Below are 15,511 nucleotides of genomic sequence, written 5' to 3' on the forward strand. Positions count from 1 at the left end.
GTCGGTGCAAGCACCAACAAAACGTCCGCTCGACTTGCATGTATTAGGCACGCCGCCAGCGTTCGTCCTGAGCCAGGATCAAACTCTCCATAAAAGAGAAAATTTGATTAGCTCAAATTTTTGCTGGCATCAATTTTGATGTCCAAAATTTTTGTTTCATAATTAAATGAAACTTTATTGATTAACGTTTTGCTTGTTCAGTTTTCAAAGTTCATCGCGTCAACTAACTCGTTAGCGACAGCTTTTATATTTTAACACTTACCGAAGTTTGTGTCAACAACTTTTTTAAAGTTTTTAAGTTTCATTCAGTTGCTCGTTTTAGCAACTTTATTATCTTACCACTTGGACAAGTTCAAGTCAACAACTTTTTTAAAAGTTTTTCATTTGCGTCGTTGTGTTTCAGCGACGTTTATTAATTTAACACGAATTATTATATAACGCAAGAGTTTTTCATAAATTATTATTGTTTTTTTATTCGTAGCGCAGCAACCAATGAGAAAATCTATTTCAAACGTTGATAATCTAGTACAATTACACTTTCTCTACATTAAAGGTCCTTATCCATGCCTAATATAATCATATAATTTGCGAAAAGGCTGAGAACAACATACAACCTATTCTCTAACAACAAAAGAGTCGTACCTTTTCCTCACTCGTTGAATTCCCCGTCTACTGTTAACAATGATAATAAAGTTGTGCGGAAAACAGGTTTATTTGACGTTTCCACCCCAACATAAAAAACCGAATTTAATTCTACTCATTATAAATTCCTGTTTCATCTGGCGCCACGGCTCATTTTACAAGCTCTGACCAATTTCTGCTCAGTACGCCTAAAATGCAAAACAGGAGTCAGAGCGCTTCTTCTGCACCTTGACTCCTGCTTATTCATGATTGTCCCTTATAATGAAGCAATTCTATTTTCTATTATATAGTACCGCTTTTTTATGCCGTTATATAACGGTATGAAAAAAAGAAAATAGATTCACTAATGGGTTTTCTTTATCGTTGACGGAACTCAACATTGAAAGTATGTTTTCTCAAACTAAAATATAAAAAGCCCGCATATTAATTAATCATTTTGAGTATCAACTATACTTAGGCACCAAGAGAAATTATCCCATGCAGAATACCAGCCGCTGAATATTTCAGAAGAATCATCCCAACGGACATCGAATTTCTTCTGACCGTCTATATCGACTAAATATAAAGTAAGGGTCGCATCTTTCTTAGAAACCGCTAATTTCATACCATCTTTAAGTTCTTCTTCAGTGAATTCAACATCTGAAACTGAACGTAACTGTGCCTGCTCAAATACTTGTTTGTTAATGATTTTGTAATTCATTATAAGCCCCCAATAAAACTTCTGTTAATGTCTATTTCTATTTTATCTGCAAACATAGAACTCTAAAAGTATAACCTAAATTCATTCATCGTTTAAACAATTAACTTAATTCTTTTCAAAATTAATTTTCCCGTGCATTAAACCCCCAATCCGAAATGCTAAAATTTCATGGCTAAATATGAAGAGAATCTTAGCTCGAATAACTGAAATATATAATACTTAATGGTTTATAAAGTTTATTCTTAAAAAGCAAACTATTTTGTGCTTCGATGTTTGTAATTACAACTTACAAGCTAGCCCTGTATTGCTTAACATATATTCGCCTTAATACACTCCCCCTCTAGGTAAACACCGAAAATGTTTATCTCCGCGCTTTTCAGGTTCTTTCTGTATCAAAATAATACCTGACACTTTTCCCATACAAAAACAGGAGTCAAAGTGCACATCCTGCACCTCGACTCCTGCTCTCTTACGTATTGCTCCACGCACGAAGCAAATGTTTATTGTGTTTTCCGCACAACTTATTCTCTCCAGCAGCAATTTATTTCGCCGCACAAGACTATAAGTTATTTAGTAATATGACGCATAGTAGGGAATAATAATACGTCACGAATAGATGGTGAGTTTGTTAATAGCATAATTAAACGGTCGATACCGATACCTAAACCACCTGTTGGAGGCATACCGTATTCTAATGCTTCAATGAAGTCGTTATCCATTTCATGGGCTTCGTCATTACCAGCTGCTTTTTCAGCCATTTGTGCTTCAAAGCGCTCGCGTTGATCGATTGGATCGTTTAACTCCGTGAAAGCATTAGCATGCTCACGACGAACAATAAATAATTCGAAACGGTCAGTGAAGCGCTCGTCCTCTGGATTTTTCTTCGCTAACGGAGAGATTTCCACTGGGTGCCCTGTTACGAAAGTTGGCTGAACTAATGTTTCTTCTACTTTTTGCTCGAAGAATTCATTAATAATATGCCCTACTTCATGAGATGGTTTAATTTCTACACCATGCTCAGCAGCAAGTGCACGTGCTTCTTCTACCGTCATTGGCGCCCAGAAATCTACACCTGTTGCTTCTTTAACTGCATCAACCATGTGGATTCGTTTCCAGCCTACACCAAGCTCAATAGTATCCTCACCATATTGAACCGTTGTAGTACCTAAAACTTCTTTCGCAACGTGTGCAATTAAATTTTCCGTTAAATCCATGATGTCATTGTAATCTGCATACGCTTCATATAATTCGATCATTGTAAACTCAGGATTGTGTCGTGTTGAAATCCCTTCATTACGGAATACGCGACCGATTTCGTATACTTTTTCTAAACCACCAACGATTAAACGTTTTAAGTGTAACTCAATTGCAATACGCATATACAATTCCATGTCTAACGCATTGTGATGTGTAATAAAAGGACGTGCTGCTGCACCACCCGCGATTGTGTGTAGCATTGGTGTTTCTACTTCTAAATAACCGTGGTTATCTAAATAGTTGCGGATTGCACGAATAATTTTAGAACGAGTAATAAACGTTACTTTACTTTCTTCATTCGTCATTAAATCTAAATAACGTTGGCGGTAACGTTGTTCTACATCTTGTAAACCGTGGAATTTCTCCGGCATTGGACGTAATGCTTTCGATAAGAATGTGAATTCCGTCGCTTTAACAGATAGCTCACCTACTTGTGTACGGAATACGTTACCTGTAACACCGACGATATCCCCTAGGTCCGCTTTGTTAAATAGTTCATACGCTTCGTCACCAACAGCATCTTTACGTACATAAATTTGAATTTGGCCACCTAGGTCTTGAATATGCGCAAAGCCCGCTTTTCCTTTACCGCGCTTTGTCATAATACGTCCAGCAATCGTTACTGATTGAGGCGTTTCTTCTAATTGTTCTTTGTCGAACTCATCAAACTGTGCTACTACTTCGTTTGATAAATGCGTGCGTTCGAAACGGCTACCGAATGGGTCCATTCCGTTTTCGCGAATATCTGTCATCTTTTGGCGTCTCACCAAAAGTTGGTCGTTTAATTCTTCGATGTTTGACACGTTTTTCACTCCTTATTTAATTGGTCTGCGATTGCAGCTCACTTGTCCATAATGTTATTATTGTACACAATTTCGAACAGGGAATCATCTCTTTAAGATGAATTCGTATTGTTTTCGAAATGTTTTATTATTCTAACAATTGAGGTAGGTACAAAAAAAGGCAACACAAATTGTGATGCCCTTTCCAATTATATTACTTCAATCTTCGTTTCTTGCACCATCGCTTCGAGCTCTTCAAGTTCTGATACAATGCCGTTTAATAGCATTAACAATTCTTCCTTTGTTTCTGCTTGGTTAATGGCGTTACGAATTTTACCATTACCACGAATACCTTTTAAATACCAAGAAGCATGTTTTCGCATTTCGCGAACTGCAACTACTTCACCTTTTAATTGCATTAAGCGCTCAAAGTGAAGTATACATACATCAATTTTCTCACGCACAGATGGTTCTTCTTTTAATTCACCAGTTTCAAGATATTGTACTGTGCGATAAATCATCCATGGGTTACCTAATGCCGCGCGTCCGATCATAACAGCATCTACACCTGTTGTTTCAAGCATGCGTTTTGCGTCCTGTGGTGTTTCTACGTCACCATTACCCAGTACAGGAATATTAACATTTTGCTTCACATCGCGAATAATATCCCAGTTTGCTTTACCTTCGTACATTTGTACACGAGTACGACCATGTACAGCAACCGCTGCTGCACCGGCGCGTTCTACTGCTTGGGCATTTTCTACAGCGAAAACATGCTGATCATCCCAACCGATACGCATTTTTACTGATACCGGCTTTTTCACAGCGTCCACTACCGCCGCTACCATTTCGTATACTTTATTCGGATCTAATAGTAATCTAGCTCCTGCTTCACACTTAATAATTTTGTTTACAGGGCAGCCCATATTAATGTCGATAATATCAGCGTTTGTATTTTCGTCTACATACTTTGCTGCTTCCACTAATGTTTCTTTGTCCCCACCGAAAATTTGTAATGATAACGGATTTTCACGTTCATCGATATAGAGCATACCTAATGTTTTTTCGTTGCGTTGTACAATCCCTTTATCACTGATCATTTCTGCATATACTAAACCGGCACCGAATTCCTTTACCGTTAGACGGAAAGCCGAATTACATATACCTGCCATAGGTGCCAGTACAACACGGTTGCCCATGACAATGTCTGCAATTTGGAATGGCTTTTGCTGTACATTACCCATCGCTGTATCCTCCTTGTTAGGTTATTCACCTATTAATTCTGTTAACTCTATCTTTAGCTCATCAGCAATTTTTTGTAGCAAATCTTGTGAAGGCTCTTTCTCTCCTCGTTCAATTCGCCCTAAAATTGTAGTTGAGACATTAATACGTTTTGCGAATTCCACTTGCTGTATACGTTTTAGCTTTCGGAACGCACGAATTCGTCTACCGTAGCGATCGTCTTCCATTGTGTTATGCCTTCTTTCTCTCTATCTAATGTGTCAAGCTTTTGGCGTGCTTGAGCCAACTGCTCACATGCAAAGTTAGGTGCAATTTCAACAAGCGGCACTAATACGAAAGCGCGTTCGTACATACGTGGATGCGGAACAATTAAATTCTCCGCTTCAATATTTTCATGATTATAAAGTAAAATGTCAAGGTCAATAATTCGAGGACCCCAGCGAATATCTCGCACACGACCTAATTCATTTTCAATTGCTTGGCAAGTAAATAACGTATCAAAAGGAGACTTCGACGTTTTCACATGCACAGCGATATTTAAAAAAGATGGCTGATCTAAATAGCCAACAGGCGCCGTCTCATATATAGAAGAAACATTTATGACCTCAAACTGATGTTGCAATAATCGGACAGCCTGCTTTAAATTATTTTCGCGCTCACCTATATTTGTACCGATCGATAAAAAGACATCGTTCATGAAAATGTACCTCGCACAATTTCTACTGCTACTTCCTTATAGTGCCCCGGAATTGGTGGGTCTGGCTTAATAACTTCTACACGACAGCCAAATACAGCCCCTTCATACTGCTGTAAAATGCGTGTGGCAATTGATTCTGCTACCGCTTCAATTAATTTAAACGGCGTCCCTTCAATTATTTCTTTACAAATATCATATACGCCGACATAGCTCACTGTATTATCCAACTCATCTGTTTGTCCAGCACGCTGAATATCCACCGCTAGCGACACCGAAGCACGAAAGCGTTGACCTAACACTGTTTCTTCTTTAAGAACACCGTGGTAACCGAAAAACTGCATATCACGTAAATGTATGTAATCCATTATAATTCTCCCTCCACAGTCGATTTACCGACTAATGCATCCAGCACTTTCACCGTACGCGCTACTTCTTTCACGTCATGGACACGCATTATATGACAACCCTTTTGCACACCAAATGCACATGTAGCAGCTGTTCCTTCAACACGCTCATCTACCGGTAAATTTAAAATTGCCCCAATCATACGCTTACGAGAAGTAGCTAATAATACCGGATAACCGAATGCGACAAGCTCATCTAAACGTTGCATCGTTTCAATACTTTGTTGTAAGTCTTTCACAAAGCCTATACCAGGGTCCAAAATAATATGTTCGTTCGGTACACCTGCTGCTTTTGCAATAGCAATACTTGTTTGCATATCTGCCTTAAAATCTGACCAAAAATTATCGTATGCTTCGTCTGTACGGTTGTGCATTAAAATAATCGGTACGCCCATTTCAGCTGCTACTTTCGCAATAGCGGGTTCGCTTTTCGCACCCCAAATATCGTTAATCATATGCGCGCCTGCCTCTATAGCCGCTCGCGCAACTTTTTCTTTATACGTATCAATCGAAATAATTGCTCGCACTTCTTTTACAAGCGCTCGAATAACGGGTACAACACGCGCAATTTCTTCTTCGTTTGAAATACGTACATGCCCAGGACGCGTTGACTCTCCGCCAACATCAATAATTTTCGCTCCGTCTGCTACCATCTTTTTTGCCTGCGCTACAGCCGCATCAACCGAATTAAATTTTCCACCGTCTGAAAATGAATCTGGCGTGACATTTAAAATGCCCATAATATAAGTTTCTTTGGAATAGTCTAGTTCAATCCCGTTTAAAACAAGTGGGGTTGTGTAGTGTTCTAGCATAATTTAACTCCTTCTAACAATTTGCATAATTTCATCTACATACGCACGATGAATGCGTTGATAAACCGGGCCTTCCTCGCCAGCAAAACAAACATTACCAATTTGAGAAATCGGCACTAGTTCTTGTACAGAATTCGTAATAAAGCACTCGTGCGCATCTTCTAATTCAAAGCGATTAAAAAAGCCTTCGCGCACGTTATAACCAAGTTCCTCTGCCATCTTTAGCACCCATCCTCGTGTAATTCCCGGCAAAATGCCTGTGTCAATCGAAGGTGTATAGAGTATATCATTTCTCGCCCAAAAAATATTTGACGTAATGCCTTCTGTTACAATACCATTGTCCGTGCAAAAGAAGCCTTCATAATGCGCTAAATTCGGCAGCTCCATGCGCGCTCGCACATTATTGCCGTAATGGTGACTTTTATGCCGAATATCTGTTTCTGGAGTGTTTCTAGACGTTTGTAGCCACACCCCACTTTTTTCAGTCCCACGCGCACTAATAACTAATGGTTTTCTAAAAACAATGACGTTCGGCTTCGGATAGTGTGTCGGTGCTAGCCCTAAATCATGCACACCTGCAGAAACATTAATGCGAAAATAGCCGTCCTCGCCGCCATTACGCACATCTAACTCCTTTATTACTTCACGCAAGTCACTTAATGTATAGGGCATCTGAATCCGATACTCCGCTAAAGCCTCACTTAAACGATTGAAATGTTCTTGTAAAAATACAGGCTCCTGTTCATACGTTCTCAAAGTTTCAAAAAAACCTAAGCCATATAAAAAGCCGTGATCAAACGGTGATATAGTTAGCTCACTCGCATCCATGTAACTTCCGTTCATCCAGCAAATCATAATTCAGCCTCCTTACAATACAGCTCAATAAACTGCTTAAGTAGCTCTTTACCATCCTCTGTCATTATCGATTCCGGATGATATTGCACACCTTCTATTGGTAATTCTTTATGACGAATCCCCATAATCTCGCCTTCAGCTGTCCAAGATGTCACTTCTAAGCAATCTGGTAATGAATGCTTTTCTACAATAAGCGAATGGTAGCGTGTCGCAGAAAAAGGACTCGCATTTTTTCTGTGCAAACCAATTCCACTATGAAAAACAGGTGACGTTTTACCATGCATTAGACGCTCTGCACGAATGACATTACCGCCAAATACTTGCGCAATTGCCTGGTGTCCCAAACACACACCTAAAATCGGTATTTCCCCTGCAAAATGCGCAATAATATTTAAGCTTTCTCCCGCTTCATTCGGACTACAAGGCCCCGGTGAAATGACAATCATTTTAGGTGCAAGCCCTTCAATTTCTTGTAGCGTAATTTCATCATTGCGTCTAACTATTAGCTCTTGTCCTAGTTCCCCTAAATATTGCACCAAATTATACGTAAACGAATCATAGTTATCAATCATTAAAATCATTGTGTTACCCCCTCAGCCATGCCTTTTGCTTGCCACATCGCTTTCGCTTTATTAAGCGACTCAATATATTCATTTTCCGGAACAGAATCAATAACAATCCCTGCGCCCGCTTGAATATAGGCCATACCATCCTTAATATACGCTGTGCGAATAACGATATTGAGTTCCATATCTCCGTTAAAACCAAGCCAGCCTATAGATCCTGTATATAACCCACGTCGAACCGGTTCTAATTCTTCAATAATTTCCATCGTACGTATTTTAGGCGCACCGGTAATCGTACCGCCTGGGAACATCGCCCGAACAACATCAGCATTTGTTTTGTCCAGCGCAAGTTCACCGCGTACATTGGAAACAATATGCATCACATGGGAATAGCGTTCAATGACCATAAATTCATCCACTTCAACCGTGCCATACTTACTTACTTTCCCTAAATCATTGCGCTCCAAGTCGACAAGCATAACATGTTCTGCTCGTTCCTTTTCATTGTCAATCAATTCATTTGCTAGTCTAATATCTTCGGCTTCCGATTGACCGCGTGGACGTGTCCCTGCAATAGGACGCGTCGATAATGCTGTCCCGCTCCGTTTTACAAGTAACTCAGGTGAGCCGCTAACGACCGCAAAATCAGGCGAGGCAATAAACGCCATGTATGGTGATGGATTAAAAGAACGCACCGCTTCATACATAGTAATAGGTGATGCCTGTAACGACTTTGCTTGGCGCGTCGATAAATTCACTTGAAATACATCACCTTGCGCGATATAGTTCTGAATTTTCCGTACTGCTTGCTCAAATTCTTCCCCTAAAAACGATACAAATAGTTCACTCTCATCATTTTTCACTTCTACCGCGGCTTCTGCCTGAAATAGACGGGATGCTAATCCGCGCTCTGACGCTTCCTTCCACTGCTCAGCCCAATCAAGTAAATTAATATCACTTTCCACACGCTTCATTAATGTCACAGTATTATTTTCCATATCAAGCACTGCCCAGTAATCAAATATATAAAAATATATATCTGGCACTTGTAAATCATCTACAGCAAGCGTTGGTAGCTGTTCAATTTGTCGTGCATAGTCATACGAAACAAAACCTATCGCACCGCCTTGGAAATCTGGCAAGCTATGATCCCGCTCAATCTCAAAGTTACGTAAATAATTTTCTAGTAACATAAGCGGCTCTCCCTCTTGCCATTCAAAGCCGCCTTGCTTTTCAATATGTAACCCTGCATCTTGTGAAAAAACTGTCGCAAATGGATGCCATGCCGCAATTGAATAACGTCCACCGCGCCCACTTTCTAAAAACACATGGCGTGTTTGCTCTTTCGTTTGTTCTTTATAGCTATAAAAAAATTCATCTTTTGTCATTGAAAATGTAACCGTTTCAAGCTGCGCCATATTACAACACTCCTTTTTCTACTATTAAACTCGAAACAACCGAATAATGCGAATAATAAAGGAGGCGTCCGGAAAGCTATTTGGGACGCCTCCTTCGTGATGAGGATGGTGACATATTATGTGACCACTGCAGGAGCAATGATTTTTAGTAAATACTCATTACCAAAAAGAAAGGCTATCCAGGAAATTTTTCTTTCTGGATAGCCTCTAAAAAAATAACATTAGTCTTCAAATTGGTAAAGAGGCGTTGATAAGTAACGCTCACCGTTGGATGGTACGATCGCAAGGACGTTTGAGCCTGCACCTAAACGTTTTGCTGTTTCTATTGCTGCATGGATGGCTGCACCAGAAGAAATACCACATAAAATACCTTCTTCACGCGCCACTTTACGAGCCACATCGAATGCTGTTTCGTTTTCAACTGGGAATATTGAAGTGTAAATGTCCGTATTTAATACTTTCGGCACGAAACCAGCACCGATACCTTGGATTTTGTGTGGACCTGGGTTGCCTCCTGAAAGAACAGGTGAGTCTTTAGGCTCAACCGCAATAATTTCGATTTCCGGATATGTCTCTTTTAATACTTCTCCCGCACCCGTAATTGTACCACCTGTGCCAATACCCGCGACAAATGCATCAAGCTTTAAACCGTCAAACGCTTCAACGATTTCTGGACCTGTCGTTAAGCGGTGGATTTCTGCGTTTGCAGCATTTTCGAATTGCTGTGGCAAGAAGTAGCCGTGCTCTTTTGATAACTCCTCTGCTTTTGCGATAGCACCTTTCATTCCTTCTGGGCCAGGTGTTAACACTAAGTCCGCTCCATAAGCACGAAGTAAATTACGGCGCTCTAAGCTCATCGTTTCAGGCATAACTAAAATCGCCTTATAGCGTTTTGCAGCCGCAATCATTGCAAGACCAATGCCTGTGTTTCCGCTCGTCGGCTCAATAATTGTGCCGCCAGGTTGTAATGTACCATCTTTTTCAGCTGCTTCAATCATCGCTAACGCTAGACGGTCTTTTACTGAACTACCCGGGTTAAAGTATTCTAATTTCACATAAACTGTACCTTCGTTTTCGCCAGTTGCATTGTTTAATTTTACTATAGGTGTGCGGCCTACTAAATCCGCCACTGAATTAGCTAATTTACTCATCGTATCCATTCCCCCTAAATCCCTACTAAGTTTATAGGTTTTACTTATGTCTTATGTTACCAATTGCCGATACTCGTTGTCAACGAAAAATCTCTTATACTCCAAAATAAATTTTCAGAATATTTTTATTATCAAAAAAATCGGCAAAACAATCGTAATTGCTCTGCCGACCAGCTTATTTTGATTCGCCATAAAACCACGTTGCATGAAACTCTTCCCAAAAATTCTCTGGGGCAACTGCAGATGGTAATTGCTCTACCGCAAGCTCTCGCTCAATATGGCCTTTTACCTCTTCATATGTAAACGACTGACCTTCCAATACTTCTTCTACGTAAACAATTCCATAACGACCGTCACTTAATACAAACGGTTTACTCGTTTCTTTTACTTTTACTTTTTGTACTGCTGCTGAAATTGCCGGATCCATATTAGTTTGCTGTGATGTAATAAAACCAATATCTCCACCTAAACTAGCCGATGAAGTGTGTAGCGAGCGTTCACGTGCTAGTACTGAAAACTCCGAACCGTTTTCTAACTCCTTCAGTGCACTTTCTGCATCTTCCTTAGATTCTGTAACAATTAAGCTCGTACGGTAGGAAGTCGGGATATTGAAAAGCGATTGGTTTTCATTATAGAAGCTTTCGATCGCCTCTTCTTTGATAACAATATCTTTCGCCAGTACTTTTTCTAAAATAAGCTGCGCACGGATTTTTTGACGCAGTTCCTTATCAGATAAATTTTGAATCGTTGTATCTGTCCCATCTTGAGACGATCGCATGAAGGCTAGCTCTAAATCAACCTCTTCTTCAGCTACTTTAATTTTATATTGTGCAGCCGCCTTGTCCATCACGGCTTCATTTACTAAACCTTGCAATGTCTCTTTCCCATAACGGGTTTCCATTGCAGAAAGCCACTGCTGGCGTGTTATGACTTCACCGTCAACAGTAGCGACTATTTCGTCGCCACTTGCATGATTCTTTGACGGTAAGAGCCACAGAATAAACCAAAATAAATTCCCTACTAACAATATAGCGATCAATATGAGTACCGGCTTTGTTTTTAAACGGCGCTGTGTAATGGGCGTATTGGTTGGTGGTGTTGATGTTGTGCGAAAATTACGCGTTGATTTCATCAATGAATCCTTCAAGCTCTTCTTTGCTAAATTGATATGCTTCTAAACAGAAATGGCATTGTGCTTCTGCTGCACCATCTTCATCTATCATTTCTTGAATTTCATCTACACCTAAGCCAATAATCGCCGCACCAAAACGCTCTTTTGAACATTGACATTTAAATTGAACTGGCATTGAATCTAAAATTTGAACATTCCCTGCACCTAAAACCACTTCTAATATATGCTCTGGTGTGTAACCTTTTTCAATCATCTTCGATACAGGCTCGATTGTTGCAAGATGTGCTTCAATAGCATCAATTGTCTCTTCCTCACAGCCCGGCATTAATTGCAGAATAAAACCACCCGCAGCTAAAATAGTATTATCAGGATTTACAAGTACACCTAGTCCTACAGATGAAGGCACCTGTTCACTCGATGCAAAATAGTATGTGAAGTCTTCGGCAATTTCGCCAGACACGATTGGTGTTTGACCCGAGAACATATCACGCATTCCTAAGTCCTTAACAATCGTTAATGTTCCTTCTGTTCCGACAGCACGGCGTACATCTAATTTACCTTGCTCGTTTAAATCGAAATGTACTTGTCCATTCGTTACGTAACCGCGCACATCACCTTTTGCATCTGCATCAATAATCATTGGACCAATTGGACCGTTGCCTTCGATTTTTACCGTTATTTTGTCTTCTCCTTTTAACATTGCACCCATCATAACAGAAGCCGTCATTGAACGACCTAACGCTGCTGATACGACCGGCCATGTATTATGGCGGCGCTGTGCTTCTCCTACTGTCTCTGTCGTACGTGCAGCAAATGCTCGTACTTGCCCGTTATATCCAATCGCTCTTACTAAATAATCTGTCATATTGCTATATCCTCTTTTCTATTGATTACGTTTATATATGATGTGTAACCCTTTTAATGTTAAATACGGATCCACTACATCAATCATTTGTGTTTCGTTTGCAATTAAGCTTGCCAAACCACCTGTTGCTATAACGAGCGGCTCTAGTTTACTTTGCTTCTTCATGCGACCGACTATACCTTCTACTTGTCCGATAAAGCCGTAAAAAATGCCGGCTTGCATAGCATTGACGGTATTTTTCCCAACAATTTGCTGAGGTCGCGCAATTTCAATACGAGGTAATTTCGAAGCACGTGTATAAAGCGCTTCGGTTGAAATCGCGATACCCGGCGCAATCGCCCCGCCCATATAGTCACCTGTTTCATTTAAATAACAGTACGTAATTGCTGTACCGAAGTCGACAATAATAAGCGGCTGTCCTCCACCGCCATACTCTGCAAGCGCTGATGTCGCATTCACGATCCGGTCCGCACCGACTTCTCTTGGATTTTCGTATTTAATATTGAGACCTGTTTTTACACCTGGACCAACTACGAGTGGTTTGATGCGAAAATATTTTTCAAACATTGTTTGCAGTTCAAACATTATAGGCGGTACAACTGAGGATATAATAGCCCCTTCGATTTGTTCAAATGAAATGCCCTCGTGGTTAAAAAATGCCTTTACTTGCATTGCATACTCATCTTCGGTTTTATGGCGATCTGTTTCCATACGCCAATTATATACAAGGTTATCGTTATCATACACACCGAGTATAATATTCGAATTTCCTGCATCCATTACTAAAATCATTTGTACTCACACCTATTCACTCAAATTTCACCATTTTACCTGTACAAAATAATACCATATGAAGTGATGCCTCTACTAATAAAAAAACTGATTGCCTGCGAACAGACAATCAGTTTAAATTATTTACGATCTTCATCTAATCCTGTTGGACCTTCTGAAGATGTATCTTCTTTTGGTAAATCTCCAGTCGTTGGTGCTGGCTTTTGACCGATCACTTCTTCGTTAATCGATGCCGAACCTGTAGTTTCGATAATCGGCTGTATTTTGATAGTCTCCTCTTCAGCCTCTACCTCTTCAATCGGCTCGTCCGGTAATTTCCCGAAATCACGTAAATGTTCAATTTCTTGCGCATTTAATGTTTCTTTTTCCATTAAAGTGTTCGCAATTAAATTTAATAATTCGCGTTTTTCAGTAAGAATACGTTTTGTTCGTGCATATTGTGAATCAACAATACTTTGCATTTCTTTGTCGATTTCATAGGCGATTGAATCTGAATAGTTTTGATCAGAATTGAAATCACGACCTAGGAATACATTTCCACCTTGGCTTGAACCATATTGTACGGCACCAAGATTTTCACTCATACCATATTCTGTTACCATCGCACGTGCAATGCTTGTTACTTTTTGGAAGTCATTATGTGCACCTGTTGACACTTCACCAAGTACAATTTCTTCTGCTACACGACCACCAAGAAGACCGGCAATACGATCTAATAATTCTTGTCTTGTCGTGAAGAAACGCTCTTCCTTCGGTAACATAATCGCATAACCCCCCGCTTGACCACGAGGAACGATTGTTACTTTGTGTACTGTATCTGCTTCGTCTAGCTCTAAACCGACAACTACGTGACCCGCTTCATGGAAGGCAACAAGTTTCTTCTCTTTTGCTGAATACACGCGGCTCGCTTTTGCTGGACCCGCAATAACGCGGTCAGATGCTTCGTCAATATCTGCCATGTTAATTGTTTTTTTACTTTTACGAGCAGCAACAAGTGCCGCTTCGTTTAATAAGTTTTCAAGGTCAGCCCCTGAGAAACCTGGTGTACGTTGCGCTACCGCTCCTAAATCGACTGAATCTGATAGAGGCTTATTGCGTGCATGTACTTTAAGAATTGCTTCACGTCCTTTTACATCAGGGTGTCCCACTGTAATTTGACGGTCAAAACGACCAGGACGTAATAACGCTTTATCTAGAATATCTGGGCGGTTTGTTGCAGCGATAATAATAATCCCTTCATTTGCACCGAAACCATCCATTTCAACTAGTAATTGGTTTAATGTTTGTTCACGCTCATCGTGACCGCCACCTAGACCTGCGCCACGTTGACGACCTACCGCATCAATCTCATCAATAAAGATAATACATGGTGCGTTTTTCTTCGCGTTTTCGAATAAATCTCGAACACGTGATGCCCCGACACCAACGAACATTTCTACGAAGTCAGAACCTGAAATCGAGAAGAATGGAACGCCAGCTTCACCTGCAACAGCACGAGCAAGCAATGTTTTACCTGTACCCGGAGGACCAACAAGTAAAATACCTTTCGGGATACGAGCCCCGATTTCAGTAAACTTGCGGTGATCCTTTAAGAAATCGACTACTTCAACTAGCTCGGCTTTTTCTTCATCAGCACCAGCTACATCATTGAAGCGTACTTTTTTCTTTTCTTGATCGTACAGTTTTGCTTTGGATTTACCAAAGTTCATCACTTTATTACCGCCACCTTGAGATTGACTCAGTAGGAAGAAGAATAAAATGATAATAATGATGAATGGGATAATCCCTGTAAAGAAGCTTACCCATCCGCTTGTTTCTGGTGCTTTTTTAATGGTTACCTCTGGATAGTTATCTTTAATGTCTAACACTCGATCCAGTGATGATGGGTTATTTAAAAGGTTGACTGTAAATCTTTGACCTTCCTCTGCCCCTTTGAACGCACCTTCTACGACATTGACGCCTTTATCAGGTTGAATAGTTATCCAATCAACCTTTCCAGCATCTAATGCTTCAAAAAACTCATAATAGCTGACTTCTTTAACAGCTTGTTTGCCGCCGTTAAATGTGCCAAAAATCCCGATAATTACTAGAAAAATTAATAAATAAAATATGGTGTATCGAAATATTCGATTCATCCCCAGCCTCCTCACAACATAACAGAAAAACTATAAGTAAAATCTTAACATACGTTTATTT

At 40.1% G+C, this 15,511-nt stretch carries 15 protein-coding genes and 1 rRNA gene; all 16 read right to left on the bottom strand.

Annotation, left to right across the window (positions count from 1 at the left end; genetic code table 11):
* A 16S ribosomal RNA gene (locus AAFN87_RS19075) occupies positions 1-94 on the bottom strand; the annotation flags it as partial.
* A 975-nt stretch (positions 95-1,069) separates the two neighbouring features.
* The gene (locus AAFN87_RS19080) at positions 1,070-1,342 is read right to left on the bottom strand and encodes a hypothetical protein (RefSeq protein ID WP_347792653.1); all 273 of its coding nucleotides are present in this window, start codon (positions 1,340-1,342) and stop codon (positions 1,070-1,072) included.
* Between the two features lie 566 nt (positions 1,343-1,908).
* Complete coding sequence (lysS, locus tag AAFN87_RS19085) at positions 1,909-3,411, bottom strand: lysine--tRNA ligase (protein WP_347792654.1); 1,503 nt, start codon at positions 3,409-3,411, stop codon at positions 1,909-1,911.
* Positions 3,412-3,590: 179 nt separating this feature from the next.
* Entirely contained in the window at positions 3,591-4,625 is a 1,035-nt protein-coding gene (dusB, locus tag AAFN87_RS19090; protein WP_347792655.1) for a tRNA dihydrouridine synthase DusB, read from the bottom strand.
* Between the two features lie 21 nt (positions 4,626-4,646).
* On the bottom strand, positions 4,647-4,850 hold the full coding sequence (locus AAFN87_RS19095) for a helix-turn-helix domain-containing protein (protein WP_347792656.1): 204 nt from the start codon (positions 4,848-4,850) through the stop codon (positions 4,647-4,649).
* Positions 4,802-5,320: a 2-amino-4-hydroxy-6-hydroxymethyldihydropteridine diphosphokinase gene (gene folK, locus AAFN87_RS19100; protein WP_347792657.1), complete on the bottom strand. Its 519-nt coding sequence runs from the start codon at positions 5,318-5,320 to the stop codon at positions 4,802-4,804. The genes AAFN87_RS19095 and folK overlap by 49 nt, the downstream gene beginning before the upstream one ends.
* Complete coding sequence (folB, locus tag AAFN87_RS19105) at positions 5,317-5,685, bottom strand: dihydroneopterin aldolase (protein WP_347792658.1); 369 nt, start codon at positions 5,683-5,685, stop codon at positions 5,317-5,319. The genes folK and folB overlap by 4 nt, the downstream gene beginning before the upstream one ends.
* Positions 5,685-6,536, bottom strand: coding sequence for a dihydropteroate synthase (gene folP / locus AAFN87_RS19110; protein ID WP_347792659.1), 852 nt, complete (start codon positions 6,534-6,536; stop codon positions 5,685-5,687). Before folP ends, folB begins: the two co-directional genes overlap by 1 nt.
* Positions 6,537-6,539: 3 nt before the next feature.
* Positions 6,540-7,391 carry an aminodeoxychorismate lyase gene (pabC, locus tag AAFN87_RS19115; RefSeq protein WP_347792660.1) on the bottom strand — a complete coding sequence of 284 codons (852 nt, stop codon included), beginning with the start codon at positions 7,389-7,391 and terminating at the stop codon, positions 6,540-6,542.
* On the bottom strand, positions 7,388-7,972 hold the full coding sequence (gene pabA, locus AAFN87_RS19120) for an aminodeoxychorismate/anthranilate synthase component II (protein WP_347792661.1): 585 nt from the start codon (positions 7,970-7,972) through the stop codon (positions 7,388-7,390). The genes pabC and pabA overlap by 4 nt, the downstream gene beginning before the upstream one ends.
* The gene (locus AAFN87_RS19125) at positions 7,969-9,375 is read right to left on the bottom strand and encodes an anthranilate synthase component I family protein (RefSeq protein ID WP_347792662.1); all 1,407 of its coding nucleotides are present in this window, start codon (positions 9,373-9,375) and stop codon (positions 7,969-7,971) included. Before AAFN87_RS19125 ends, pabA begins: the two co-directional genes overlap by 4 nt.
* 221 nt (positions 9,376-9,596) lie before the next feature.
* A complete protein-coding gene (gene cysK, locus AAFN87_RS19130) occupies positions 9,597-10,526 on the bottom strand; it encodes a cysteine synthase A (RefSeq protein WP_347792663.1) in 930 nt (309 codons plus the stop codon).
* Positions 10,527-10,701: 175 nt separating this feature from the next.
* Positions 10,702-11,658, bottom strand: a complete 957-nt coding sequence (locus tag AAFN87_RS19135) for a peptidyl-prolyl cis-trans isomerase (protein WP_347792708.1) — start codon at positions 11,656-11,658, stop codon at positions 10,702-10,704.
* Complete coding sequence (gene hslO / locus AAFN87_RS19140) at positions 11,642-12,523, bottom strand: Hsp33 family molecular chaperone HslO (protein WP_347792664.1); 882 nt, start codon at positions 12,521-12,523, stop codon at positions 11,642-11,644. The genes AAFN87_RS19135 and hslO overlap by 17 nt, the downstream gene beginning before the upstream one ends.
* A gap of 18 nt (positions 12,524-12,541) precedes the next feature.
* Positions 12,542-13,315 carry a type III pantothenate kinase gene (locus tag AAFN87_RS19145; protein WP_347792665.1) on the bottom strand — a complete coding sequence of 258 codons (774 nt, stop codon included), beginning with the start codon at positions 13,313-13,315 and terminating at the stop codon, positions 12,542-12,544.
* Between the two features lie 119 nt (positions 13,316-13,434).
* The gene (ftsH, locus tag AAFN87_RS19150) at positions 13,435-15,450 is read right to left on the bottom strand and encodes an ATP-dependent zinc metalloprotease FtsH (RefSeq protein WP_347792666.1); all 2,016 of its coding nucleotides are present in this window, start codon (positions 15,448-15,450) and stop codon (positions 13,435-13,437) included.
* Positions 15,451-15,511 lie beyond the last annotated feature (61 nt).

This window comes from Solibacillus sp. CAU 1738, assembly GCF_039888725.1.
In the GTDB taxonomy this organism is placed as follows: Bacteria; Bacillota; Bacilli; order Bacillales_A; family Planococcaceae; genus Metasolibacillus.

What these genes read in the sequence shown, in the direction of transcription:
- ftsH (WP_347792666.1), bottom strand. Translation starts at nt 15,450, where the DNA reads ATGAATCGAATATTTCGATACACCATATTTTATTTATTAATTTTTCTA.
- dusB (WP_347792655.1), bottom strand. Translation starts at nt 4,625, where the DNA reads ATGGGTAATGTACAGCAAAAGCCATTCCAAATTGCAGACATTGTCATG.
- AAFN87_RS19095 (WP_347792656.1), bottom strand. Translation starts at nt 4,850, where the DNA reads ATGGAAGACGATCGCTACGGTAGACGAATTCGTGCGTTCCGAAAGCTA.
- AAFN87_RS19135 (WP_347792708.1), bottom strand. Translation starts at nt 11,658, where the DNA reads ATGAAATCAACGCGTAATTTTCGCACAACATCAACACCACCAACCAAT.
- folP (WP_347792659.1), bottom strand. Translation starts at nt 6,536, where the DNA reads ATGCTAGAACACTACACAACCCCACTTGTTTTAAACGGGATTGAACTA.
- hslO (WP_347792664.1), bottom strand. Translation starts at nt 12,523, where the DNA reads ATGACAGATTATTTAGTAAGAGCGATTGGATATAACGGGCAAGTACGA.
- AAFN87_RS19145 (WP_347792665.1), bottom strand. Translation starts at nt 13,315, where the DNA reads ATGATTTTAGTAATGGATGCAGGAAATTCGAATATTATACTCGGTGTG.
- pabA (WP_347792661.1), bottom strand. Translation starts at nt 7,972, where the DNA reads ATGATTTTAATGATTGATAACTATGATTCGTTTACGTATAATTTGGTG.
- AAFN87_RS19125 (WP_347792662.1), bottom strand. Translation starts at nt 9,375, where the DNA reads ATGGCGCAGCTTGAAACGGTTACATTTTCAATGACAAAAGATGAATTT.
- pabC (WP_347792660.1), bottom strand. Translation starts at nt 7,391, where the DNA reads ATGATTTGCTGGATGAACGGAAGTTACATGGATGCGAGTGAGCTAACT.
- cysK (WP_347792663.1), bottom strand. Translation starts at nt 10,526, where the DNA reads ATGAGTAAATTAGCTAATTCAGTGGCGGATTTAGTAGGCCGCACACCT.
- folB (WP_347792658.1), bottom strand. Translation starts at nt 5,685, where the DNA reads ATGGATTACATACATTTACGTGATATGCAGTTTTTCGGTTACCACGGT.
- folK (WP_347792657.1), bottom strand. Translation starts at nt 5,320, where the DNA reads ATGAACGATGTCTTTTTATCGATCGGTACAAATATAGGTGAGCGCGAA.
- AAFN87_RS19080 (WP_347792653.1), bottom strand. Translation starts at nt 1,342, where the DNA reads ATGAATTACAAAATCATTAACAAACAAGTATTTGAGCAGGCACAGTTA.